Genomic DNA, 22,991 nt, shown 5'->3' on the forward strand with positions numbered 1-22,991 from the left:
ACCTGCCGCCTGCATTTTTTGAGCAGGCGGGCCACGGGCCTCAGTCGAGGTCCGGCCTTCCCTGCACCCTCTCGTTTCGAGAGGAGATCGATCAGCACAGCTCGGGCCCATCGCGCCGCGAGAGCGCGAAGTCATGTCTCGACGCGGCGCATCTCAAGTTGGCCGATGGCCGTGAAGGCGAACGCGCCTCGCGAAGAAGGCCCGGCGGCCGGATGCCGCAGCGGCCGGCCGCGGGCGCGCGCTCCGGATTGACCGGGATCAAGAGCGCTCGCGCTTGCTCCCTTAAGCCCCTACAACTCTGTTGTTCGTTGTGATCAAGAATGGACGTCGTGGTGCCGCAAGATCCAATCGTGCCTCCATCTGGCTTGCGGCGGCGGCTCGGACTGCCGCTGCTGGTCCTCTACGGCACGGGCGTGACCGTCGGCGCCGGCATCTATGTCCTGATCGGCGCGGTCGCCGGTCATGCAGGAGTCCATTCCTCCTGGGCCTTTGCGCTGGCGGCGTTCGTGATGGCGTTCACCGCCGCCTCCTATGCCGAGCTTGCGACCCGCTATCCCGTGAGCGCCGGCGAGGCCGCTTATGTCCGCGCGGCTTTCAAGTCGCGGCTGCTGTCGACGGCGGCCGGCACGCTGCGGCTCGCCACCGGCATCATCGCGGCGGCCGCGGTGACGCTCGGCGGCGCCGGCTACATCCGGCAACTGATCGATCTGCCGACGCCGCTGATCGCGATGGCCATCGTGGTCGCGCTCGGCATCGTGGCGTCCTGGGGCATTCTCGAATCGGTGATGCTCGCCGGACTGCTGACCTTGATCGAGACCGGCGGACTGGTGTGGATCGTCGTCTCGGCCGTTCACTCCGGCGTCGCGTTCGGCCCTGCCTTGCTGACGCCGCCGCCGCTCGATCTCGGCGTTCTCTCCGGCATCACCTTCGCCGGCCTGCTCGCGTTCTTCGCCTTCGTCGGCTTCGAGGACCTCGCCAACGTCGTGGAGGAGGCCAAGAGCCCGCAGCGAAGCATTCCGTGGGCGATGGCGCTCACGCTGCTGATCACCTCCGTGCTGTATGTGCTGATTGCTGCGATCGCGGTGACCGCTGTGGCGCCGGGCGTGCTGTCGGCCTCTCCGGCGCCGCTCAGCCTGGTGTTCAATGCCGTCGCAGGCATCAGCCCCGCCACCTTCACCGCGATTGCGATCGTGTCCACGCTCAACACCGTTCTCGCGCAGATGACGATGACGGCGCGCGTCGTCTATGGCATGGCGGGGCAGGGCGACCTGCCGCGCATCGCCGGCCAGGTCGATCCGCGCACCGGAACGCCGCTGATCGCAACCGGCCTCGTCATGCTGGCGGTCGCGATCCTCGCGCTGGCCTTCCCGCTGGAGCGGCTGGCGGAAGGCACCTCGCTCGCGACGCTGACGATCTTCGCCATCGTCAATCTGTGCCTGCTCCGCATCCGCATCCGGCGCATCGGATCGGATGCCGCCGATGTGCGGGTGCCGCTATGGGTCCCCGCACTTGGTCTCGTCACGTGTATGCTGATGATCGTCAGCGCGTTCGTCGCGGCCTGAGCGGACCGATGGGACACCTTGCGGCGATGTACCGGGTTGCCCGATGTCACCCGGCGCAGACCTGGCGGTTTGACGTAGGATCATGTCGATGCCGGATCTCATGAGCCTCAGTCCCGCGATCATCGCGATCGTCGTCGCGCTCGTCATCGGGTTGCTGATCGGTCTGGAGCGCGAGCGCCGCAAGGGCGAGGGGCCCGGGCGCTCGCCCGCGGGCTTGCGGACCTTTGCCGTCGCGTCGCTGGCCGGCGCGGTGAGCATGCTGATCGGCGGCAAGCTGCTGCTGGCCGTCGTCACCGCTGGAATCATGGTCCTCACGGCGATCGCCTATTGGCGTTCGCGCAGCGACGATCCGGGACTGACCTCGGAGGCGGCGCTGATCCTGACCGTCCTGCTCGGCGGCCTCGCCACCGAGCAACCTGCTCTGGCGGCGGGCGTCGCCGTCGTGCTGGCGGTGCTGTTGGCGGCCCGGCCGGTGCTGCACGACTTCGTCCGTTCGGTGCTCAGCGAGAGCGAGCTCAAGGACGGCCTGATCTTTGCCGCGGCCACGCTGGTCGTGCTGCCTCTGCTCCCGGATCAGCCGATCGGTCCGTACGGCGCGCTCAACCTGCGCGGCATCTGGACGCTCGTCGTCCTGATGATGGCGATCGGTGCCGCCGGACATGTCTCGATGCGTCTGCTCGGCGCACGCGGCGGGCTCGCCGTGTCCGGCTTCGCCTCGGGCTTCGTCTCCAGCACGGCCACGATCGGCGCGATGGGCGCACGGGCGCGCAAGGCGCCGGAGCTTGGCGGCGCCGCGGCCGCCGGCGCGGCATTGTCGACCGTCGCGACCATCGCCCAGCTCGCCGCGGTGCTGGCCGTCACCAGCCTTCCCGCGCTGCAGGCGCTGCTGGTCCCGCTGCTCTGTGCCGGCGCGGCGGCGGCGATCTACGGCGCGATCTTCACGATCGTCGGGTTGCGGCAGAGCGGTTCCGCCGACCTGCCGCCCGGACGCGCCTTCAGCCTGCCGGGCGCGCTGTTGCTGGCGCTGACGATCTCTGCGGTTCTGGTGCTCTCGGCCGCGTTGCGCGAGGCGTTCGGCGAAGCCGGCCTGGTGGCGAGCGCCGCCGTCGCCGGTCTGGTCGATACCCATGCGCCGGCGGCGGCCGCGGCCGCGCTTGCCGCGTCGGGCAAGATCGGCGCCGCCGATGCCGTGGTTCCGGTGCTCGCGGCGCTGTCGGCGAACACGATCAGCAAGATCGTGGTGGCGTGGACCAGCGGCGGGTCGTCCTTCGCCCTGCGCCTCGTCCCTGGCCTCGTCCTCGTCATCGCCGCCGCCTGGGCCGGCGCCTTCGGACCGAGCCTTGTCCAAGGTCTTGCCGATGTGCTGGTCCATCCGTGAGCGCGACGTCCGCGCAGCACCTACGCGCTGCGCGGCAAGCGCTCGACCGCGGCAGCGGCACCGCTGCGATGCTGGACGAGCCACGCGATGGCGTCATCCTCCTTCATCGGCTTGCCATACAGCCAGCCCTGTCCGTAGGAGCAGCCGAGCATCCGAAGGCACTCGGCGTCCGCCTCGCTCTCGACGCCCTCGGCGATCATGCGGTGGCCGAGCGGCAGCGCCACCGCGGTGATGGCGGCGACGAGCTGCTGATCCCGTCGGTTGCCGGCGATGCCGTGGATGAAGGAGCGGTCGATCTTGATGGTGTCGATCTCGACCGCCATCAGGTTCGCGATCGAGGAATGGCCGACGCCGAAATCGTCGATCGCAAGACCAAAGCCGTATTGGTCGATCAACTTCAATTCGTCGGCGCAGCGCTTGGGATCGAACATCGCCTCTTCGGTCACCTCGATCTCGATCCGGTGGGGATCGACGCCGTAGCGCTCGGAGACGGTCTTGAGGGTCTGCGCCGGCGAGTGAAGCGGGAATTCCCGCGGCGAGACGTTGATCGATACCCGGATGCCGTGCGCCTTCTTGCGGTCGAGCGCGCGCAGGAACGCGCAGACGCGCTCGCCCACGAACTCCGTGAGCTGGCCGGACAGGCGCAACCGGATCGCCGCGGACACGATGTCCGGCGGCGGGATCAGTCCGGCGCTCGGGTGCTTCCAGCGCAGCAGCGCCTCGAAGCCGATGACCTCCTGCGTGGCCATCGCGACCTGGGGCTGGAATTCGACGTGGAGCTCGCGGCGGGCCAGCGCGGCGGGCAGTTCGGCGTCGAGCCGGCGCTGCAGCGTCAGCTCGGACTGCATCTTGGCGTCGAACACGCGCATGCAGGCGCGGCCGTCGTCCTTGGCGCGATAGAGCGCGACGTCGGCGCGGGCGGAGAGCTCTTCCAGATCGATCGGGCCTTCCGCATGCGCCGCGATGCCGATCGAGCAGCTCACGGGCAGCACCTGGCCCGCGATCGCGAGCGGCTGCGCGAGGGCGGCCATCAGCCATTCGGCGAGTGCGACGGACCGGCTCGCCACGTCGTCGCCCTGCATGACGACGACGAACTCATCGCCGCCCAGGCGGACCGGCAGATCGTCGCCGCGGCAGGCGGATTGCAGCAGCGCGGCGATGGCCTGAATGACCCGGTCGCCGGCATCGTGGCCGCGCGCGTCGTTGATGGTCTTGAAGTTGTCGACGTCGATCAGGAGGAATGCGACCCCGCGTCCGGAACGGCACGCCGCGGCGGCCACGGTGCGGAAGTGGCTGCGGTTGGCGAGCCCGGTGAGCGAGTCCGTGCGAACCAAACGCTCCAAAGCGTGGTTGGCCTCGGCGACGGATTCCGCCAGCACGGTCGCCTCGATGGCGGTCTTCTGGCTCGCGATGAAGTTGCGCTCGCCGAGCCGCGCTGCGCGGAACAGCATGAAGGTCAGGAAGGCGACATCGACCGCGACGATGTAGTCGACGTCGCTGCCCGAGATCAGCATCCGCAGCACGGTCGCGCCCATCAGCGGCGCGCCGAACGCGATCGCCATCCTCGAATAGGCGAGACTCTGGATGATGGCCCCGGTGGTGGTGCCGGCCATGATGAAGACGACGTCGTTGACGTTGTGCGCGTGGGAGAAGGCCGGCAGGGCGATCGGGACGATCGCCCACAGCACGCCGCTGGCGAAAGCCATGATGGTGAGATTGCGCAGCACGCGCTGTGGATCGCGCTCGATCCGTCCGGACGATTTCAGGTACGACACCCATCCGGCGCGGAACGCGGCGAAGACGATGGCGGCGCCCAGCCACCAGAAGATGAGGGTGCCGCCCTCCCTGAGATACAGCAACAGCGCCAGCGACGTTGCGATCGCCACATTGGCGAACATCGTGAGGGAAATGTTCTGCAGCGAGCTGGCTGCCTGGGCTTTCGCGAGCGCCGCCGCTTTGCACTCGGTGGTTGCGGTCTGCATGCGCGGAACGGACGGCCCTGCTGGATCGGTGACGGAAGCGGGCAGCCATGGCGGCGGCCCATGCGGCAACGCGCGAGCATGCTGAACAGGGACCTAAAGTGGAGTTAATCCAGTCCGATATATGGCCGGACGGCCGGGCGTTCGCAGACTCCAGCGAGAGCAGCATGTCGCCGCCGCCGGGGCGATGTCCAGCATCAACACCGACAACGGGCCGATCCGCTACGGATCGAGCTCGGTGTCCCAATAGAGATAGTCGAGCCAGCTGTCGTGCAGGTAGTTCGGCGGGAACAGCCGGCCGTTGCGATGGAGCTGGTGGACGGTTGGCGCATAGGGCGCCTGCTTGGGGAACATCTTGGCCTGCTGTGGCGTCAGATTGCCCTTCTTCAGATTGCAGGGCGAGCAGGCGGCGACGACGTTCTCCCAGGTGGTCTGGCCACCCTTGCTGCGGGGGATGACGTGATCGAAGGTCAGGTCGTCGCCGGAGTGGCAGTACTGGCAGGCGAAACGGTCGCGGAGGAAGACGTTGAAGCGGGTGAAGGCCGGATGCGTCGACGGCTTTACGAAGGATTTCAGCGAAACCACGCTGGGCAGCTGGATTTCGAAGGACGGACTTCGGATCGCGCGGTCGTAGTATTCGACAATGTTGACGCGATCGAGAAACACTGCCTTGATCGCGTCTTGCCACGACCAGAGAGACAGCGGGTAGTAACTCAGCGGCCGGAAGTCCGCGTTCAGCACCAACACCGGCCAACCGCCTTGCGAGACATGTGCGTTCAAGTAACGCTCCTGGCCTCCATAACGGCTGCGAAGCAGCATGCCCTGACATACTACATGCAGCGTGACGGGATTGTGAAGCCCCAAGAATGGCTTGACATGGCTTCTCCCGCCTTTGGAGCTGCCGTCCAAAGCGCGTCAGAACCGTGGCAGAGCGCCCGATCCGCCGCACTGCAAATCAGTTGCATGTCTTCCGGCACGACGACCAGCAGGACGACCAAGGTCAGCCCGGGACCCGCTCCAGCTTCTGCAGGCAGCGGTGGATCCTGACCTCGTCCGGCATCGGCCGGTCCGGGAAGCTCGTGCTCCAGTTGGTGACGCCGACCTCGCCGACATAGATGTCGCCGCGGCTGTCGATGGCGAGGCCGTGCGGGGCCAGGAAGCGGCCGGTTTCCAGGCCCGGACCGTGCTCGCCGCCGAGCCGGGCGATGCGCCGGCCGGTGGCGTCGGTGATGGTCAGCCGCGGTCCGAGATTGGGAACGTTGAGGTTGACCGGCATGCCGGGGCCGAGCTCGCCGATGATGAAGGTCTTGCGCCCCGCGCCGCAGGCGCACAGCGCGCAGGGCCGATGCAGATTGTTCCACTGCGTCTCGTAGCGGCCGTCGCCGTCGAAGATCTGGATGCGGTGGTTCTCGCGATCGGCGACATAGACAAAACCGTCGGCATCGGTCGCGATGTTGTGAACGATGTTGAACTGGCCGGGATCGGAGCCGGGCTCGCCCCAGCTGCGGATCAGCCGGCCGTCGGGTGTGTATTTGTGGACCCGCGCATTACCGTAGCCGTCGGAAACGTAGATCTCGCCCGAGGGCGACAGCGCGGTGTGGGTGCAGCGGTTGAACGGCTCGCCGCTCATGAACGGCGCCGGACGCTCCGGCAGGCCGATGGTCAGCAGCACCTTGCCGTCATCCGTGCATTTGCGCACGGTGTGGTCGCCATCGTCGGTGCAGTAGAGATTGTCCTCGCTGTCGATCGACAAGCCGTGGGCGCGGCTGAACAGGCCCTCGCCCCAGCTCTTGATGAAATTGCCGTCGCGGTCGAACACGATCATCGGATGGGCGCCGCGATTGAAGGCGTAGACGCGATCCTTGCTGTCAACGGCAACCGAGGCGACGTCGGTGAGCGCCCAGCCCTCGGGCAGCTTGGCCCAGTCCTTGACGACGCGATAGCTGTAGTTGCCCGTTCCGAGAATGGACATCGCCTCGCCTCCCTGCCTCTGCGCAACCTCAGTCCGGGCAACGCTACACGGGTTTGGTCGCGGGTGAAAACCTGCTTACGTCGCCATCGTCAGCATGTGGCCCTCATGCGGCGGAATATGACCTTGCAAGGTGTCGAGATAGACGCGCTGTACGGCCTCCGGTCCGCGTCCTTCCGTGATCGTGAGCCAGCCGTCGAGCCGCGGGGCGAAGTCCCGCCACGCCGCGCCGAGCCGGCTTTCGATGCCGCCGGGTCCCCATTCCCTGGCACGCTTCCTGATCTGGTCGGGCGCGAAGAACCAGGTGGGCGGGGCACCGGGAAGCATCTCTGCATCATCGCTGCCGTCCTGATGCGTCAGCCCGACGCGGCCGGAATAGACGAGGTTGTCGCCGTAGTGCCGATGCAGCGCGGCGCGGAGGCTGGCGTTGCCGGCCATGTCGACGAACGCCGCGCGCGACCTCGCGTCGAGCATGTCGACCGCGTCGTAGGTCACGACCTCGTCGTAGCAGCCGAGCGAGCGGACGAAGGCGGCATTCGATGGCGAGGTCAGCCCGATCACGCGGATGCCCTTGCGCCGCGTATGCAGGAGGTGGGCGAGTCCGAACGCGGTCTTGCTCGAGGCCGAGGACAGGATGACGGTTGTGGCGCCGAAATGGGCCTGTTCGGCGAGAAAGTCGTCGACCAGGAACGACAGCATGAACAGCGGGCGCAGCAGCGCCTGATCATCGCCTTGCCGTCCGGCAAAGGCGGGATCGTCGCCCACCCGCGCATAGGCGTTGTAGACCGGCGCGACGCCCTGGCGGTGCGCGGCCGCGTCGCGCAGGCCGCGCTTGCCGACGTCGGCGGCCTCGATGACGAGATGCGTCGCCATCGGGAAGTAGCCGAACAGGCGCTGGCCTTCGGCGACGGCAGGATGGCGGGACGCGATCACGTTGCCGAAGCCCCATACGGGAATGATGCCGAAGCCGTCGGGCGCGGGAAACAGTTGCCAATATTTCAACTGCTCGCCGAGCAGCGCGTAGGTGATGTTGTTGGCGGTGAAGGCGAAGCGGTCGACCTTCACCAGCAGCGCCTCGGCAGGAAGCGCGTCGCCATCGGGAAGCTCGGTGGCGATCGTCTTGCACTGCTGCAGATCGCCGCGCGCGACGATGAAATCGGACGATTGCATGATGAAGACCTCGGCCGTTCGTTTGCTGTGCGTCGTGGCGCGATCCTGGCCGACATCGATGACCGTTTTGCAACCCCAACTTTGTTTGAAACGGCGTTCGCCGGAGTTGTTAGTTCGCCGGCGTGATCACGCCCTCGCGCTTCTTGACGACGCGGTAATAGCTCCACCACAGGTGCGCCGCCGCGCCGCGCAGCGGGCGCCACGCTTCGGCCAGCGGCATCATCTGCTTGGCCGTAGGCCGCGTCGCAAGCCCGAGCCCGACCTTGACCGCCTCCTGCACGGCGAGGTCGCCGGACGGCCAGGCGTCGCCATGGCCGAGGCAGAACAGCAGGTAGACGTCGGCGGTCCACGGTCCGATGCCGGGCAGGGCGGTCAGGGTGGCGTGCGCGGCGTCGGCGTCCTCATTGGCGAGCACGTCGAGGTTCAGCCGCCCGGCGCCGAGCTCGCGCGCGATGTGCTTCAGCGTCTTGATCTTGGCGGCAGAGAGGCCGAGCCGCCCCAGCCGGTCGGCGCGGGCGCGGCGGACGGCGTCGGCATCGAACGGATCGAATGCCGCCTGCAGCCGGCCCCAGATCGCGGCCGCGCTCGCGGTCGAGAGCTGCTGGCCGCAGACGATGTGGGCGATCCCGGCGAAGCCCGGCTCGCGCCTCCGGAGCGCCGGCATGCCGGTCGCTTCGAGGACGGGCGCCAGCCGCGCGTCCTGCTTCACCAGGTCGCGGATCGCGTCCTCGAGAACGGCTTGGCTGTCGAGGTGAAGGGTCATGGCGTCGCCGAACGCAAGGCTGGGCCATGTCGCGCCGGGTGGACGGCAGGAAGGCCCAGGGCTAAGGCAGCATCAGTCACGGCTGGAACTCTCATGAGCTTGCGTAGCATCCCCTCCGACATGGCCCGCCACAAGGTCGCCGGGATCGACTCCCTGCTGGATCGCGTCGTTGCCGAGTACGGCGTGTTTCTGCCGCTCGCCATCGAGAGCGGCAGCCGCGCCTGGGGCTTTGCCTCGCCCGACAGCGACTATGATTGCCGGTTCGTCTATGTGCGGCGCGCCGCCGATCATATCAAGCCATGGCCGGTGCGCGACGTCATCGAGTTTCCGCTCGAAGATGATTACGACGCCAACGGCTGGGACCTGGCCAAGGCGGTACAGCTGCTGCTGAAGGGCAATGCGGTCATCATCGAATGGCTGCGGTCGCCGGTGGTGTATCGTGGCTCCGCTTGGTTTCGTGATGACTTTCTCGCCTTCGCCAGGAGCGTGGCGAGCCGCGATGCCGTGGCGCGGCACTATCTGCATCTCGGTGAACGGCAACGCCGCGCGTATTTCGGCGACGGCACGGAGGTTGCGCAGAAGAAGATCTTCTACGCGCTGCGGCCAGCCGCGACGCTGCGCTGGCTGCGCCTGCACCCAAGGGAAGCGGTGGCGCCGATGCATTTTCCGACCTTGATGGCGGAGTGCGATCCGCCCGCGGCCTTGCAGGCGGAGGTGGCCGAGCTGATGCAGCGGAAAGCCTCGACCCGCGAGCTCGGCATCGCACCGCTGCCGCCCGTGGTGGCCGCGTTCGTCGATGCCGAGTTCGAGCTGGCCCGGTCGGCCTTCAGCGAATGCCGCAGCAGTACGGCCGAGATGATGCAGCAGGCAGAGCACTTCTATCGGACCGTGGTCGAGCGTCTGGAACGCGAAACGCAGGCAGGAGAGGCGCAGGGCTCTGTGGCGTCGAACTCATCATGATGCCACCCGTTTTCCGATTTGCCCCCAGCCCCAACGGCTATCTGCATCTCGGCCACGCTTTTTCGGCGCTGTTGAACTTCCAATGCGCGCAGCGGAGCGGCGGCCGCTTGCTGCTGCGCATCGAGGACATCGATCCGACCCGCTGCCGCCCCGAGTTCGAGCAGGCGATCTATGAGGACCTCGCCTGGCTCGGCATCGCCTGGGAGCAGCCGGTGCGGCGGCAATCGGAGCACCTTGCCGAGTACCGCGCTGCGCTGGACCGGCTGCGGGGCATGGGGCTGGTCTATCCGAGCTTCGAGAGCCGGGCCGAGGCCGCGCGGATGGTCGCGCAACGGGATGCAGAGGGGGCTTGGCCGCGCGATCCGGATGGCGCGCCGCTCTATCCGGGGACGGCGACCTCGCTCTCCGAGGCGCGCCGTGCGGCACTGATGGCCAGCGGCGCGCCCTATGCCTTGCGGCTCGACATGGCCGCCGCGGTCGCGCGCGCCGGCCGGCCGGCCTGGGACGAGCATGGCGCCGGGCCTTCGGGCGAGAGTGGCAGGGTCGAAGCAAGGCCGGAGGCCTGGGGGGATGTGGTTCTGGCGCGCAAGGAGACGCCGACCAGTTATCACCTCTCCGTCGTGCTCGACGATGCCCTGCAGGGGGTGACCGAGGTGGTGCGTGGGCAGGACCTGTTTCATGCCACCAGCGTGCACCGGCTGCTGCAGGTCCTGCTCGGCCTGCCGGCTCCGGCCTATCGGCATCACCAACTGATTCGCGACGCGCAGGGCCACAAGCTGTCCAAGTCCTCCCGGGCGACGGGATTGCGCGCCTTGCGTGCGGAAGGCGTCTCGCCGGCGGAAATCCGACACAGGATCGGCATGGTCTAGCCGCGTCCTGCCGCAAGCCCTGATGTCTCCCCACGTTTCCGGCGGGGACAACCTCCGGGGCATCGTGACACCCGGAAACGACCGTGCCATGCTGCTCAATGGCGCGGGTAATCGGGAGCTTCAATCGAAAGCGGCACGACGAGACATGACAGTACAAGTGCCCCTTCGTTTTTCGGAGTTCATGTCACAGGGGCCATGATGAAGCGCGTTCGGAAGATGAGTACGGGGCGTCGGGCCCGACCGGCCAAGCCGGCTGCGCCCAGGTCCGCCGGCGCGTCCAGAGCGCCCGCGGAAAAGGCGCCCTCCAGGACGACATCCCCGAGGATGCCGTCGTCCGCAGCACAAGCGCCGAAGACACAAACGCAGAAGACCAGGGCCGCGAAGGCGGCGCCGGCCAAGGAGCGCACCAAGGCGCGACCGCTCAAGAAGCACGTTCCTCAGGTCACGGCGATGGCGGGGAGCCGGCGAAGCGCGGCCAAGTCCGGAGTGAGGAAGCCCGAGACCGCGAAGTCCGCGCCCAAGGCTGCCGCTGGATCACCAGGAGTCGTCGAAGCCGCGCTGGCGGTGTTCGCCCATGAAGTGCGCACGCCGCTGACTGGCATTCTCGCCATCAGCGACCTGCTCGCCACCTCCGAGCTTGGCGAGCGCGAGCGGCGCTGGGTCGATACGATCAAGGCCGGCGCGGAGCATCTGTCGAGCCTCGCCACCCTGTTCGTCGATGCCGCCAAGGACGAGACCACCGGCGCGCTGCCGCGTGAGGATCTGTTCGATCTGCGCGTGCTGGCGCGGGCCGCCGGAGACTCGCTGTCGGGCCGCGCCGCCGCCAAGGGGCTGGATGTCAAGGTCCACGTTTCCGACGACTTGCCGGGACTCGTGATCGGCGACCCCGTGCGGCTGCGCGCTGCGCTCGAGAACCTGATCGACAATGCGGTGAAGTTCACCGAGCAGGGGGGCGTGGCGCTGGAGGTCGTTCCGGCACGCCGCGGCGGTCGCGGCAAGCCGAGCAGGGGCGCAGGCCGAGGCGCGGGCAGGGGCAGCGCCGCGATCGCCTTCCACGTCTCGGATTCGGGCATCGGCCTGACCCTGAAGGAGATCAAGCGGCTGTTCCGGCCGTTCAGCCAAGCCAATGTTTCGATTGCCTCGCGCTTCGGCGGGGCCGGACTCGGACTGTCCTCGGTCCGGCAACTGGCGCGCGCCATGGGCGGCGATGTCGCAGTGGCGCCGCATGAAGGCGGCGGCACGACCTTCACCCTGACGGTGACGCTGACCGTTGCGGCTACACCGCACGCCACCGCCGGCGGATCGGAAGATGGTGTCGCCCTCGCGCCGACGCGGCCCCTGCGGATCCTCGGGGTGGAGGACAATCCGTTCGGCCGCGTGGTGCTCAACACCATCCTCAATGAACTCGGCCACCAGGCCGAGTTCATCGGCCGCGGCGAGGCGGCGCCGGAGCGGATCGCGGCCGGCAATTACGATGCGGTGCTGATGGACATGGTGCTGCCCGGCATCAACGGCGTCGAGGCGATTGCTCGCATTCGCAAGCTGGACGCGCCCCACGGGACTATCCCGATCATCGGCGTGTCCGGACGCGGCGAGGACGAGGCGGCCTCGCGGGCTGCCGGCGCGGACGCGTTCCTGCTCAAGCCCGTTTCGCCGCGGGCTCTAGCGACTGCGCTTCTTGGAGCGACACGCCGCGCGGCAGCCGCGACTTGATGATCGAAGCGTTCAATTCGCCGCCATACACGAAGATCGCGGCGATGAAATACAGGAACACCAGTGCGATGATCACCGATGCGAGCCCTGCATACATCGTGACGTAGTTGTTGGCGAAGCGCGCCAGGTACTGGCCGAACACGATCCCTGACACCAGCGAGGCGATGAAGGTGAAGACGATGCCGGGCAGGATCTGCATGAAGCTGCGCCGCCCCGCCGGCAGCCAGGCGTGCAGGATGAACAGCGCGACGACCAGCGCGCTGATGGTGATGCCGTAGCGCGTCAGGTTGACGAAGCGCTCGTTGGCTTCGACCGCCAGCGGCAAATAGCGCCGGGCGGTGGCGAGCATCAGCGGGCCGAGCACGATCAGGAACGACATCGCCAGCGCCGTGAACGCGGCGACCAGGGTATAGCCGATCGATTCCAGCCGCAGCCAGTACCAGCGGCGCTGTTCGATCACGCCGTAGGCGCGGTTGAGCGCGACCCGCAGCGCCTCGACGCCGTTCGAGGCGAAGTAGACCGCGAGCACGGCGCCGATGGTCAGCGCATCGGTCCGGGTCGTGGTCAGCACGTCGTGGATCTCGCCGGTCAGCGCATCCGCCACCTGCGCCGGCCAAGTCTCGAGCATCAAGGTGGCGGCCTGGTCGGCCAGGTCCTTGGAGCCGAGAAAGCCGGCGAGCGAGGTCAGGACGATCAGGAAGGGAAACAGCGCCATCAGGGTCGACAGCGCGATATGGCTGGCGATCGCCCAGCCGTCGTCGGCGAGGAAGGTGTAGAACGCGTCCATGACGACGTGGAAGATGTAGCGAAGCGCCTTCACCTGTCCCTGCACTCCGCGAAAGAACGTGATTTGTACAATCCGATATTACGGGTCCAAAAGCCAGAAGTTGCAGCGCCGGCTGCGCGGATCCGCCATGGCGCTCTTGCGTTTGCGGTGTTATCTAGCACCGATGGCTTCACTTCTTGGTAAATTCATCCTTCCCATCGCCGTTGGCGCGGTCGCCCTGGTGCTGTTTCTCGGCCTCGTCAACATGACGCGCGGCGGCTCGCCGAACCTGTCGCAGAAGCTGATGCGCTGGCGGGTGATCCTGCAGTTCGTCGCGATCGTCGTTGCCATGGCGGCGATCTGGGCAATGGGGCGCTGAGACCGAGACGCCGAGGCGTCGAGAAACGGACGTTGAGAACGCAGCATGGTGGTCCTGAATCGCATCTACACACGGACAGGTGACGACGGTACGACCGCGCTCGGCAATGGCGAGCGGCGTCCCAAGTACGATCTGCGCGTCTCCGCCTATGGAACCGTTGACGAGACCAACGCTGCGATCGGCGTGGTCCGGCTGCATCTGGCCGATGCGCCCGAGATCGATGCGATGCTCGGCCTGATCCAGAACGATCTGTTCGACCTCGGCGCCGATCTCGCCGTGCCGCAGCGCGAGGGCAAGGCGGAGCGGCTGCGCGTCGTCGCGAGCCAGGTCGACCGCCTGGAGCGCGACATCGATACGCTGAACGAGCGGCTCTCGCCGCTGACGTCGTTCGTGCTGCCCGGAGGGACTGCGGCGGCGGCGCATCTGCATGTGGCGCGTACCATTTGCCGCAGGGCGGAACGGATCATGACGGAACTCGCCGGCAAGCCTGACGAGCCGGTCAGCGAGGCCGCTATTCGTTATATGAACCGGTTGTCGGATTTCCTGTTCGTGGCCAGCCGGGCGGCAAACCGGAACGGCGCCGGCGACGTGTTGTGGGTGCCGGGCCAAAACCGTTAACCCGCAAAACCGTTAACGCGGGGGCGTGCGGGCCTGCGTTTTTTCGCCCCTCGCGCGTTGACCGGGGGGTACGGGGGCTTTAGGTTCCGCGCCCGAAAGGTCAACCCCGGACAATTTAGAGCGAAAGAGGATCGATGAAGGTTCTGGTGCCGGTCAAGCGGGTGGTCGATTACAACGTCAAGGTCCGCGTCAAGAGCGACGGATCGGGCGTTGAGCTCGCCAACGTCAAGATGTCGATGAATCCGTTCGACGAGATCGCCGTCGAGGAAGCGCTGCGGCTGAAGGAAGCCGGCAAGGCGACCGAGGTGGTGGTGGTCTCGATCGGGCCCGCGCAGGCGTCCGAGACGATCCGCACCGCGCTCGCGATGGGCGCCGACCGCGGCATCCTGGTCAAGGCCGAGGGCAACGTGGAACCGCTGGCGGTCGCGAAGATCCTCAAAGCCGTGGCGCAGGACGAGCAACCGGGTCTGATCATCCTCGGCAAGCAGGCGATCGACGACGATTCCAACCAGACCGGCCAGATGCTGGCCGCGCTGCTGGGCTGGGCGCAGGCGACCTTCGCCTCCAAGCTCGAGGTCGAGGGCTCCGATTTCAAGGTCACCCGCGAGGTCGACGGCGGCCTGCAGACCGTGAAGCTCAAGGGGCCGGCGATCGTCACCACCGACCTTCGCCTCAACGAGCCGCGCTACGCGTCGCTGCCGAACATCATGAAGGCGAAGAAGAAGCCGATCGCCGAGAAGACGGCGGCCGACACCGGTGTCGATCTCACGCCGCGGCTCGAAGTGCTCAAGACCACCGAGCCGGCGGGCCGCAAGGCCGGCGTCAAGGTCAAGGACGTCGCCGAGCTCGTCAACAAACTCAAGACCGAGGCGGGGGTGCTCTGATGGCCACGCTGCTGATTGCCGAACACGACAATGCATCCATCAAGGACGCGACCAACAAGGCGCTGACGGCGGCGACAGCCCTCGGCGCCGATGTCGACGTGCTGGTCGCGGGCCAGGGCGCCAAGGCTGCGGCCGAAGCCGCCGCCAAGCTCGCCGGTGTCAAGAAGGTGCTGCTTGCCGATGACGCGGCCTACGCGCATGATCTCGCCGAGCCGCTCGCCGACCTCGTCGTCAAGCTCGCCGCGAACTACGACGCGATCGTCGCGCCCGCGACCTCGCGCTTCAAGAACGTGATGCCGCGCATCGCCGCTTTGCTCGACGTGATGCAGGTGTCGGAGATCATCAAGGTCGTGTCGCCCGACACGTTCGAGCGTCCGATCTATGCCGGCAACGCGATCCAGACCGTGAAGTCGAAGGACGCCAAGAAGGTCATCACCGTGCGCACCTCGACCTTCGCCGCCGCAGGCGAGGGCGGCAGCGCATCGGTCGAGACCGTCGCGGCGGCCGGCGATCCGGCGCTGTCGACCTTCGTCGGCGAGGAGGTCGCCAAGAGCGACCGTCCCGAGCTGACGTCGGCCAAGATCATCGTCTCCGGCGGCCGCGCGATGCAGAGCCGCGAGAACTTCGCCAAGTACATCGAGCCGCTCGCCGACAAGCTCGGCGCCGGCGTCGGCGCCTCGCGCGCCGCGGTGGATGCGGGCTACGCGCCGAACGATTGGCAGGTCGGGCAGACCGGCAAGGTCGTGGCGCCGGAGCTGTACGTCGCGGTCGGCATTTCAGGCGCCATTCAGCATCTGGCCGGCATGAAGGACTCCAAGGTGATCGTCGCGATCAACAAGGACGAGGACGCGCCGATCTTCCAGGTGGCCGATTACGGTTTGGTGGCCGATCTCTACCAGGCGGTTCCGGAGCTGACCGAGGCGCTCGGCAAGCTCGGCAAGTAACGCTCAAGACACCGGCCGCGTGGGACCGCGGCGGCCGGTGTTCTCACTTCCAAGGGCATGGGCGGGCGCAGCAGGCGTGCCGTTCGGGTGGATGACAACATGGCTCAGATCAACAAGCTCGGAGTGATCGGCGCAGGACAGATGGGCAACGGCATCGCGCACGTTGCCGCGCTGGCCGGGCTCGACGTGGTGCTCAACGACGTCACTGCCGACCGGTTGAAATCGGGCATGGCGACCATCAACGGCAATCTGACCCGCCAGGTCGCGAAGAAGGTGATCTCCGAGGACGCCCGCAACCAGGCGCTCGGCCATATCTCGATCAGCGAAACCCTCGACGGCCTCGCCGATTGCGATCTCGTCATCGAGACCGCGATCGAGAAGGAGGACGTCAAGCGCAAGATCTTCCACGATCTCTGCGCGGTGCTGAAGCCGGAGGCGATCATCGCCTCCAACACCTCGTCGATCTCGATCACCCGGCTCGCCGCCTGCACCGATCGCCCCGAGCGCTTCATCGGCATTCATTTCATGAACCCGGTTCCGCTGATGGAGCTGGTCGAGCTGATCCGCGGCATCGCCACCGACGACGCCACCTTCGAGGCGGCCAAGGAGTTCGTCGGCCGGCTCGGCAAGCAGGTCGCCGTTTCCGAGGACTTCCCGGCCTTCATCGTCAACCGCGTCCTGCTGCCGATGATCAACGAGGCGATCTACACGCTCTATGAGGGCGTCGGCAATGTCGAGGCGATCGATGCGGCGATGAAGCTCGGCGCGCATCACCCGATGGGGCCGCTCGAGCTGGCCGATTTCATCGGTCTGGATACCTGTCTGTCCATCATGCAGGTGCTGCATGAGGGGCTGGCGGATTCCAAATACCGGCCGTGCCCGCTGCTGGTGAAATATGTCGAGGCCGGCTGGCTCGGCCGCAAGACGCAGCGCGGCTTCTACGACTATCGCGGCCCCAAGCCGGTGCCGACCCGCTGATTTTACCGCCGCCGGGCTCGAGCGATACGCTTCGTTAAGGCACACGGCTTAACCTCGCCGTAACGAGAGGTTGTACGCGTATGGACATGAGCTTGGTGGCTGCGGTCATGGCGCAGCAGGCGAGTGCGACACAGCAGCAGGTCGCCACGTCGGTGCTGAAGCAGAACCTGAACGCCCAGAAGGATGCGGTGCTGACGCTGCTCGGCGGCGCGCAGCAGACATTGTCGCTCGCCAATGCCGGCCCCGGCGTCGGCGGCAACCTCAACATCGCCGCCTGAGTTCTCCCGATTAGAGTCCCGCGGCGGCCTTCGATGTCGCCGCCTGGATCAGCTTGACCGCGTCGGCGCTGTCCCACTCGGCGGGACCCGCGATGGTCGCGATCTCGCAGCCATTGCCGTCGACCAGCACCGAGGTCGGCATCCCCAGCGCGCGGCCGACCGCCTTCAGATCCTGGAACACCTTGGCCTTCGGGTCGCTGAAATAGGCGAGCTGCGTCAGCTTGGCGTCGGCGAGGAACGTCTTTGGCTTCTCCGGGTCGCGGGTGTCGATGTTGACCGCAACCACCTGGAAGGCGTCGCTGCCGAGCTTGGCCTGCAGCCCGTCCAGCGCCGGCATCTCCTTGCGGCAGGGCACGCACCAGGTCGCCCACAGGTTCAATAGCACCGTCTTGCCACGGAAATCCGACAGCTTCTTCGCTGCCCCCGTGCCGTCCTCGAAGGCGAGATCCGGCAGCCGCAGCGGCATTGTTGCCGCCGTCAGCGCCGCCACCTCGCCCTTGATCAGCGGTGCGATCCGCTTGGCGGTGTCGACCGCCGCCTGACAGGCCTGGTCGCCCGCCGGCCGTCCCTTCAGCAATCCGCCAAGGGTCACCGCCGCGATGCCGGCCACGGCGACCACCGCCACGGCACCGGCCGCGAGCAGCGTCCGCCGCGAGGATGCGGGGCGGGCAGGGGACGGGTCAGGCTTATCGTTTGTCATCTCGGGTCGGTTGCGGCTATCAGAGGCGCGAATTTCGGGATACCGGACGGTGTGTCCCATCCAGCGGCGGTCAGCAAGGTCTTGGAAGCGGTTCAGGCATGAGCAACACGATGTGGGGCGGACGGTTCTCGGAGCGTCCCGACGAGATCATGGAGGACATCAACGTCTCGATCGACGTCGATCGCCACCTTTACGCGCAGGATATCGCCGCTTCCAAGGCGCACGCCGCCATGCTCGCCGCCCAGGGCATCATCACCGCGGGTGATGCGAAAAATATGGCTAAGGGTCTAGACACGATTTTGTCAGAGATCACCAAGGGTTCGTTCGAGTTCAAGCGGGCCCTGGAAGACATCCATATGAATGTCGAGAGCCGGCTCTCCGAGCTGATCGGCCCCGCCGCCGGCCGCCTGCACACCGCGCGCTCGCGCAACGACCAGGTCGCGACCGACTTCCGCCTGTTCGTCCGCGACACCATCGACGACATCGACGCGGCGCTCGCCGCCTACCAGCACGCGCTCGCCACCCGCGCGCTCGAATACGCCGGCACGGTCATGCCCGGCTTCACCCATCTGCAGACCGCCCAGCCGGTCACCTTCGGCCACCATCTGCTCGCCTATGTCGAGATGGCCGGGCGCGACCGCGGCCGCTTCATCGATGCCCGCAAGCGCCTCAATGAATCGCCGCTGGGCGCCGCCGCGCTCGCCGGCACCTCGTTCCCGATCGACCGCCACGCCACCGCCGAGGCACTCGGCTTCGAGCGCCCGATGGCCAATTCGCTCGACGCCGTCTCCGACCGCGATTTCGTGCTGGAGACCCTCTCGGCCGCCTCGATCTGCGCCGTGCATCTGTCGCGCTTCGCCGAGGAGATCGTGATCTGGACCTCGCCGCTGGTCGGCCTGATCAAGCTGTCGGACAAGTTCACCACCGGCTCCTCGATCATGCCGCAGAAGCGCAACCCGGACGCCGCCGAGCTGGTGCGCGCCAAGACCGGCCGCGTCATCGGCGCGCTGAACGGGCTCCTGATCGTCATGAAGGGCCTGCCGCTCGCCTATCAGAAGGACATGCAGGAGGATAAGCAGGGCGCGATGGAGGCGTTCGCGGCGCTGTCGCTCGCCATCCGCGCCATGACCGGCATGGCGCTCGACCTCGTGCCGGACGAGGCCCGCATGAAGGCCGCAGCCGGCGAGGGCTATGCGACGGCGACCGACCTCGCCGACTGGCTGGTGCGCACGCTCAAGATGCCGTTCCGCGAGGCCCATCACGTCACGGGCCGGATCGTGGCCTTGGCCGCCAAGCAGGGCGTCGCCCTGCACGAGCTGCCGCTGAAGGCGATGCAGGAGGTCGAGCCGAAGATATCAGCCGAGGTGCTCGGCGTGCTCTCGGTCGAGTCCTCGGTGAAGAGCCGCACCAGCTACGGCGGCACCGCGCCGAAGAACGTGGCCGCGCAGGCCAAAGCCTGGCTGAAGCGGCTGGAAAAACAGCGAAAGTAGGGCTCGCGTTCGAAATTTGATCGGCCCGGCGTGGCACTCCCGCACTCGTCAGGCCGGTGCATTCTCTGTATGGTGCCGCCCGCATGGGGATTTCACACGTGAATCGCGCTCGCCGTCCAACCTCCGCCGCCCGGGTCCTGCTCGTCCTGGGCGCTTCAGCCCTTCTGCTGGCCGCCTGCGGCCGCAAGGGCCCGTTGGACCTGCCGGCCAACTCCCCGCCGGCGCCGCAGATGTCGGCCGCTCCCGCCGACACCGCCACGGATGCCGCCAACAAGCCCGGCCTGTTCAACTCCGGCTACGGCGCCGACGCCGCCCCCGCCGCCACCCGCGGCCAGAAGAAACCCTTCATCCTCGACCCGCTGCTCGACAGCAAATAGAGCTCGAACTCCCTCTCGATCAGCGCTCGATGCCACCCTCCCCTGGAGGGGGAGGGTCGCCTCACGGTGAGCGAAGCGAAACGCGAGGCGGGGTGGGGTGATCTCTCCACGCGCACCGTCCTCGCGGCTTCACCCCACCCCGCTCGCCCGCTTCGCGTGCGATCGACCCTCCCCCTCCAGGGGAGGGTGGCAGCGCGGGTTTGACAATCCGCCCCATTTCCCGGCAATTCGCCGCCACAATCATTCATCTCGCAGCCCGCGCGCGGACCTGACCCATGAACCACTTCGACTACCGCGACGGCGTGCTGCACGCCGAGGCCGTCAATCTCGCCGAGCTCGCCGCCACCGTCGGCACCCCGTTCTACTGCTACTCCACCGCCACGCTGGAGCGGCACTACCGCGTGTTCGCGGACGCCTTCGCCGGCCAGGACGTGCTGATCTGCTACGCGATGAAGGCCAACTCCAACCAGTCGGTGCTGCGGACGCTCGCCAAGCTCGGCGCCGGCGCCGACGTCGTCTCCGGCGGCGAATTGAAGCGGGCGCTGGCGGCCGGCATCCCCTCGCGCAAGATCGTGTTCTCCGGCGTCGGCAAGACCGAGGCCGAGCTGCGCGCCGCGCTCGCGGCCGACATCCACTGCCTCAACATCGAATCCGAGCCCGAGCTCGATCTGCTTGCGCGGCTCGCCCAGGAGACCGGCCACACCGCCCGCATCTCCGTGCGCGTCAACCCGGACGTCGATGCCGGCACGCACGCCAAAATCTCGACCGGCAAGTCGGAGAACAAGTTCGGCATTCCGCTGGAGCACGCCCGCCGCGTCTATTCCCGCGCGGCGAAGATGCCGGGCATCAAGGTCACCGGCGTCGACGTCCATATCGGCAGCCAGATCACCGATCTCGGCCCGATGGAGACCGCGTTCCGCATTCTGACCGAGTTCGTGCAGACCCTGCGCGCCGACGGCCACGACATCTCCCATGTCGATTTCGGCGGCGGCCTCGGCATCCCCTATCACATGGACCGCGCGGTGCCGCCGGAACCCGCCGCCTATGCCGCGATGGTCAAGCGCGTCAGCCACAATCTCGGCTGCACCCTGATGTTCGAGCCGGGACGGATGATCGTCGGCAATGCCGGCATCCTCGTCGCCAAGGTGATCTACGTGAAGCACGGCGAGGCCAAGAACTTCGTCATCATCGACGCCGCGATGAACGACCTGATCCGCCCGACGCTCTATGAGGCCCATCACGACATCCTGCCGGTGATCCAGCCCGCGCCAGGTGCGCCGTCGTTCGTCGCCGACGTCGTCGGCCCGGTCTGCGAAAGCGGCGACTACCTCGCGCTCGACCGCACACTGCCCGAGCCTGCGCCCGGCGACCTCCTCGCCATCATGACATCAGGCGCCTACGGCGCCGTGCAGGCCTGCACCTACAACACCCGCGCGCTGGTGCCCGAGGTGCTGGTCAAGGGCGACCAGGCCGCCGTGATCCGCCCGCGCATCGAGGTCGAGCAGCTGATCGCGATGGATACGCCGGCGCCGTGGCTGTGAGGCGGCGCTGCCGCGCAAGCCGCTCGCGCTGTTGCGCTCATCTGTCCCCACATCGTCATGCCCGGGCTTGTCCCGGGCATCCACGTCCATCCGAGCCCGCGGGGCGACGTGGATGGCCGGGCCTTCGCCGCGCCGCAGCGGCTTCGGCCGCGCAGGCGGGACAAGCCCGGCCATGACGGAGTAACTGATGAGCATATCGCTCAGCGGATTAGCCTGTGCGCTCTCGCGTTCGTTGGCTACGCTCGGCCTGAAATTGCAGTGGAAATTGCGCCCATGACGGCCTCCAGCAACCGGTGGCTCGCCTTGGCATCCCGGGGGACGCTCTGAGCCGGGCTACGCCACCAATAGGTTTCCCAGTCCTGGTCGCTCATCTCCATCGCTGCAATGTCCCGGAGCTCAGCCAGCAGTGGTTCGAGCTCGTCGTCCCTGAAGAACTCGATCAGGAAGACGCCAAGCCGCTCTTCTGATGAGAAGACTTTGGCAGTTCCCTGAAAGAGCCCGCCGGCCATTCGATCGAAGAGCTTGTATCGCGTGGGGTCGATGGTGCTCATTGTCGGACGTCACCACTTGCGGGCGGGAGCGGGGCCATCGCATATGTCTCCGCCCGCTCGTATCTTACTCAACTCGCTTCTCCACTCCACATCAGGACACCCCCATGAGCATTCGCGTCGGCATTGTCGGGATCAGCGGTTTTGGCGGCGGCGAGGCGATGCGCCTGGTCGCGGGGCATCCGGCGTTCGAGCTGGTCTACGCCGCGGGCGAGGGCAGCGCAGGCCAGCGGCTGGCGGAGCGCTTCCCCGGCGTGCCGGCCAGGCTCGCCGATCTCGTGATCGAGAAGTGGGACCCCGCGCGCCTGCCGCAGCTCGACGTGCTGTTCGCCTCGCTCCCCACCGGCGCCTCGCGGGAGGCGCTGGCGCGCGTGCCAAGCAGCGTGAAGATCGTCGACATCGGCGGCGACCACCGCTACGCCGACGGCTGGACCTACGGCCTCGCCGACGTCTGGCCCAGGGAGATCGCGGGCAAGACCCGCATCGCCAATCCCGGCTGTTTCCCCGCGGCCGCGCTGACCCCGCTGGCGCCGCTGCTGGCCGACAAACTGATCTCGCCCGACAACATCGTGATCGACGCCAAGACCGGCATCTCCGGCGCCGGCCGCGGCGGCGACAGCAAGTTCGGCTACGCCGAGAGCAACGAGAACCTGATCCCCTACGGCCTGCTCAGGCACGTCCACATGCCCGAGATCGAAAGCACGATCGCGCGCCTCAGCGGCGGCAGCGCCGCCGGCCTCGTGTTCACGCCGCATCTGGTGCCGATGACCCGCGGCATTCTCGCCACCATTTACGCCCGCGGCCGCGCCACCACCGCGCAGTGCCTCGACGCCGCCCGCCGCTTCTACGCCGACAGCGCCTTCGTCCGTGTCACCGACAAGCCGCCGCAGACCAAATGGGCCACCGGCTCCAACCTCGCCTTCGTCAGCTACGCCGCCGACCCCGAGCGCAACCTGGTGATCGCGCTCGGCGTCGTCGACAATCTCGGCAAGGGCGCAGCCGGGCAGGCAGTGCAGAATGCGAACCTGATGTGCGGGCTGCCGGAGACCGCGGGGCTGGAGGGGGCGCCGGTCTGGCCGTGAGGTCGGCCGCGATTGTCACAGCAGCGGGAGACGGCACGGGTGA

Annotated in this window: 23 protein-coding genes; 15 read left to right on the forward strand and 8 right to left on the reverse strand. The window is 67.5% G+C overall.

Translation table 11 applies throughout. The features are described from left to right. Positions 1 to 350: 350 nt before the first annotated feature. Together ACQR1E_RS32180 and ACQR1E_RS32185 are read left to right on the forward strand one after the other, a co-directional pair. On the forward strand, positions 351 to 1,562 hold the full coding sequence (locus tag ACQR1E_RS32180; RefSeq protein WP_315718160.1) for an APC family permease: 1,212 nt from the start codon (positions 351 to 353) through the stop codon (positions 1,560 to 1,562). Between the two features lie 82 nt (positions 1,563 to 1,644). Beyond that, on the forward strand, positions 1,645 to 2,940 hold the full coding sequence (locus tag ACQR1E_RS32185; protein WP_316176017.1) for an MgtC/SapB family protein: 1,296 nt from the start codon (positions 1,645 to 1,647) through the stop codon (positions 2,938 to 2,940). 20 nt (positions 2,941 to 2,960) lie between these two features. On the opposite strand, the gene ACQR1E_RS32190 is transcribed toward ACQR1E_RS32185, so the two are convergent. From ACQR1E_RS32190 to ACQR1E_RS32210, 5 genes are all read right to left on the reverse strand, one after another. Beyond that, the gene (locus ACQR1E_RS32190) at positions 2,961 to 4,922 is read right to left on the reverse strand and encodes a putative bifunctional diguanylate cyclase/phosphodiesterase (protein ID WP_434863090.1); all 1,962 of its coding nucleotides are present in this window, start codon (positions 4,920 to 4,922) and stop codon (positions 2,961 to 2,963) included. Between the two features lie 219 nt (positions 4,923 to 5,141). Beyond that, positions 5,142 to 5,699, reverse strand: coding sequence for an HNH endonuclease (locus tag ACQR1E_RS32195; protein ID WP_006610584.1), 558 nt, complete (start codon positions 5,697 to 5,699; stop codon positions 5,142 to 5,144). Between the two features lie 220 nt (positions 5,700 to 5,919). Further along, positions 5,920 to 6,891: a peptidyl-alpha-hydroxyglycine alpha-amidating lyase family protein gene (locus tag ACQR1E_RS32200; RefSeq protein ID WP_315826615.1), complete on the reverse strand. Its 972-nt coding sequence runs from the start codon at positions 6,889 to 6,891 to the stop codon at positions 5,920 to 5,922. A gap of 75 nt (positions 6,892 to 6,966) precedes the next feature. Then, positions 6,967 to 8,058, reverse strand: a complete 1,092-nt coding sequence (locus ACQR1E_RS32205) for a DUF2855 family protein (protein WP_434898016.1) — start codon at positions 8,056 to 8,058, stop codon at positions 6,967 to 6,969. A 109-nt stretch (positions 8,059 to 8,167) separates the two neighbouring features. Next, positions 8,168 to 8,821: a DNA-3-methyladenine glycosylase family protein gene (locus tag ACQR1E_RS32210; protein ID WP_316193849.1), complete on the reverse strand. Its 654-nt coding sequence runs from the start codon at positions 8,819 to 8,821 to the stop codon at positions 8,168 to 8,170. A 93-nt stretch (positions 8,822 to 8,914) separates the two neighbouring features. Between ACQR1E_RS32210 and ACQR1E_RS32215 the strand changes: the two genes are divergently transcribed. The 3 genes from ACQR1E_RS32215 (at position 8,915) to ACQR1E_RS32225 (ending at position 12,363) form a co-directional block, all read left to right on the forward strand. Continuing rightward, positions 8,915 to 9,781, forward strand: coding sequence for a nucleotidyltransferase domain-containing protein (locus ACQR1E_RS32215; RefSeq protein ID WP_316186177.1), 867 nt, complete (start codon positions 8,915 to 8,917; stop codon positions 9,779 to 9,781). Beyond that, complete coding sequence (gluQRS, locus tag ACQR1E_RS32220; RefSeq protein WP_316171837.1) at positions 9,781 to 10,650, forward strand: tRNA glutamyl-Q(34) synthetase GluQRS; 870 nt, start codon at positions 9,781 to 9,783, stop codon at positions 10,648 to 10,650. The genes ACQR1E_RS32215 and gluQRS overlap by 1 nt, the downstream gene beginning before the upstream one ends. 558 nt (positions 10,651 to 11,208) lie before the next feature. Further along, a complete protein-coding gene (locus ACQR1E_RS32225; protein WP_409999241.1) occupies positions 11,209 to 12,363 on the forward strand; it encodes an ATP-binding protein in 1,155 nt (384 codons plus the stop codon). Here ACQR1E_RS32225 and ACQR1E_RS32230 read toward each other — a convergent pair. After that, the gene (locus ACQR1E_RS32230; protein ID WP_315718152.1) at positions 12,290 to 13,183 is read right to left on the reverse strand and encodes a YihY/virulence factor BrkB family protein; all 894 of its coding nucleotides are present in this window, start codon (positions 13,181 to 13,183) and stop codon (positions 12,290 to 12,292) included. The two genes, ACQR1E_RS32225 and ACQR1E_RS32230, sit on opposite strands and share 74 nt — an antisense overlap. A 130-nt stretch (positions 13,184 to 13,313) precedes the next feature. Here ACQR1E_RS32230 and ACQR1E_RS32235 point away from each other — a divergent pair, with 130 nt between their 5' ends. From ACQR1E_RS32235 to ACQR1E_RS32260, 6 genes are all read left to right on the forward strand, one after another. Then, entirely contained in the window at positions 13,314 to 13,508 is a 195-nt protein-coding gene (locus ACQR1E_RS32235; RefSeq protein ID WP_315718162.1) for a twin transmembrane helix small protein, read from the forward strand. 45 nt (positions 13,509 to 13,553) lie between these two features. Then, positions 13,554 to 14,126: a cob(I)yrinic acid a,c-diamide adenosyltransferase gene (locus ACQR1E_RS32240; protein WP_315736202.1), complete on the forward strand. Its 573-nt coding sequence runs from the start codon at positions 13,554 to 13,556 to the stop codon at positions 14,124 to 14,126. 134 nt (positions 14,127 to 14,260) lie between these two features. Then, positions 14,261 to 15,010 carry an electron transfer flavoprotein subunit beta/FixA family protein gene (locus ACQR1E_RS32245; RefSeq protein ID WP_315718150.1) on the forward strand — a complete coding sequence of 250 codons (750 nt, stop codon included), beginning with the start codon at positions 14,261 to 14,263 and terminating at the stop codon, positions 15,008 to 15,010. Continuing rightward, entirely contained in the window at positions 15,010 to 15,954 is a 945-nt protein-coding gene (locus tag ACQR1E_RS32250) for an electron transfer flavoprotein subunit alpha/FixB family protein (protein ID WP_316171814.1), read from the forward strand. Before ACQR1E_RS32245 ends, ACQR1E_RS32250 begins: the two co-directional genes overlap by 1 nt. A 99-nt stretch (positions 15,955 to 16,053) precedes the next feature. Next, positions 16,054 to 16,932 (forward strand): 3-hydroxybutyryl-CoA dehydrogenase, encoded by an 879-nt coding sequence (locus tag ACQR1E_RS32255; protein WP_315718147.1) that lies wholly within the window; start codon positions 16,054 to 16,056, stop codon positions 16,930 to 16,932. An 80-nt stretch (positions 16,933 to 17,012) separates the two neighbouring features. Further along, the gene (locus ACQR1E_RS32260; protein WP_315718145.1) at positions 17,013 to 17,210 is read left to right on the forward strand and encodes a putative motility protein; all 198 of its coding nucleotides are present in this window, start codon (positions 17,013 to 17,015) and stop codon (positions 17,208 to 17,210) included. Between the two features lie 10 nt (positions 17,211 to 17,220). On the opposite strand, the gene tlpA is transcribed toward ACQR1E_RS32260, so the two are convergent. Then, entirely contained in the window at positions 17,221 to 17,910 is a 690-nt protein-coding gene (tlpA, locus tag ACQR1E_RS32265; protein WP_434898017.1) for a thiol:disulfide interchange protein TlpA, read from the reverse strand. A gap of 98 nt (positions 17,911 to 18,008) precedes the next feature. Between tlpA and argH the strand changes: the two genes are divergently transcribed. The 3 genes from argH to lysA all read left to right on the forward strand — a co-directional run bounded on the left by argH (position 18,009) and on the right by lysA (position 21,318). Continuing rightward, complete coding sequence (gene argH / locus ACQR1E_RS32270; RefSeq protein WP_316202570.1) at positions 18,009 to 19,400, forward strand: argininosuccinate lyase; 1,392 nt, start codon at positions 18,009 to 18,011, stop codon at positions 19,398 to 19,400. An 83-nt stretch (positions 19,401 to 19,483) separates the two neighbouring features. Next, the gene (gene lptM / locus ACQR1E_RS32275; RefSeq protein WP_315718142.1) at positions 19,484 to 19,777 is read left to right on the forward strand and encodes an LPS translocon maturation chaperone LptM; all 294 of its coding nucleotides are present in this window, start codon (positions 19,484 to 19,486) and stop codon (positions 19,775 to 19,777) included. 275 nt (positions 19,778 to 20,052) lie between these two features. Then, the gene (gene lysA / locus ACQR1E_RS32280) at positions 20,053 to 21,318 is read left to right on the forward strand and encodes a diaminopimelate decarboxylase (protein ID WP_434845239.1); all 1,266 of its coding nucleotides are present in this window, start codon (positions 20,053 to 20,055) and stop codon (positions 21,316 to 21,318) included. A gap of 236 nt (positions 21,319 to 21,554) precedes the next feature. Here lysA and ACQR1E_RS32285 read toward each other — a convergent pair whose 3' ends face one another. Further along, the gene (locus ACQR1E_RS32285; RefSeq protein WP_434898018.1) at positions 21,555 to 21,869 is read right to left on the reverse strand and encodes a hypothetical protein; all 315 of its coding nucleotides are present in this window, start codon (positions 21,867 to 21,869) and stop codon (positions 21,555 to 21,557) included. Between the two features lie 104 nt (positions 21,870 to 21,973). Between ACQR1E_RS32285 and argC the strand changes: the two genes are divergently transcribed. Further along, on the forward strand, positions 21,974 to 22,948 hold the full coding sequence (gene argC, locus ACQR1E_RS32290) for an N-acetyl-gamma-glutamyl-phosphate reductase (RefSeq protein WP_434898019.1): 975 nt from the start codon (positions 21,974 to 21,976) through the stop codon (positions 22,946 to 22,948). The last annotated feature ends 43 nt before the right edge of the window (positions 22,949 to 22,991 follow it).

This window comes from Bradyrhizobium sp. HKCCYLRH1030 (genome assembly GCF_051168395.1).
In the GTDB taxonomy this organism is placed as follows: Bacteria; Pseudomonadota; Alphaproteobacteria; order Rhizobiales; family Xanthobacteraceae; genus Bradyrhizobium.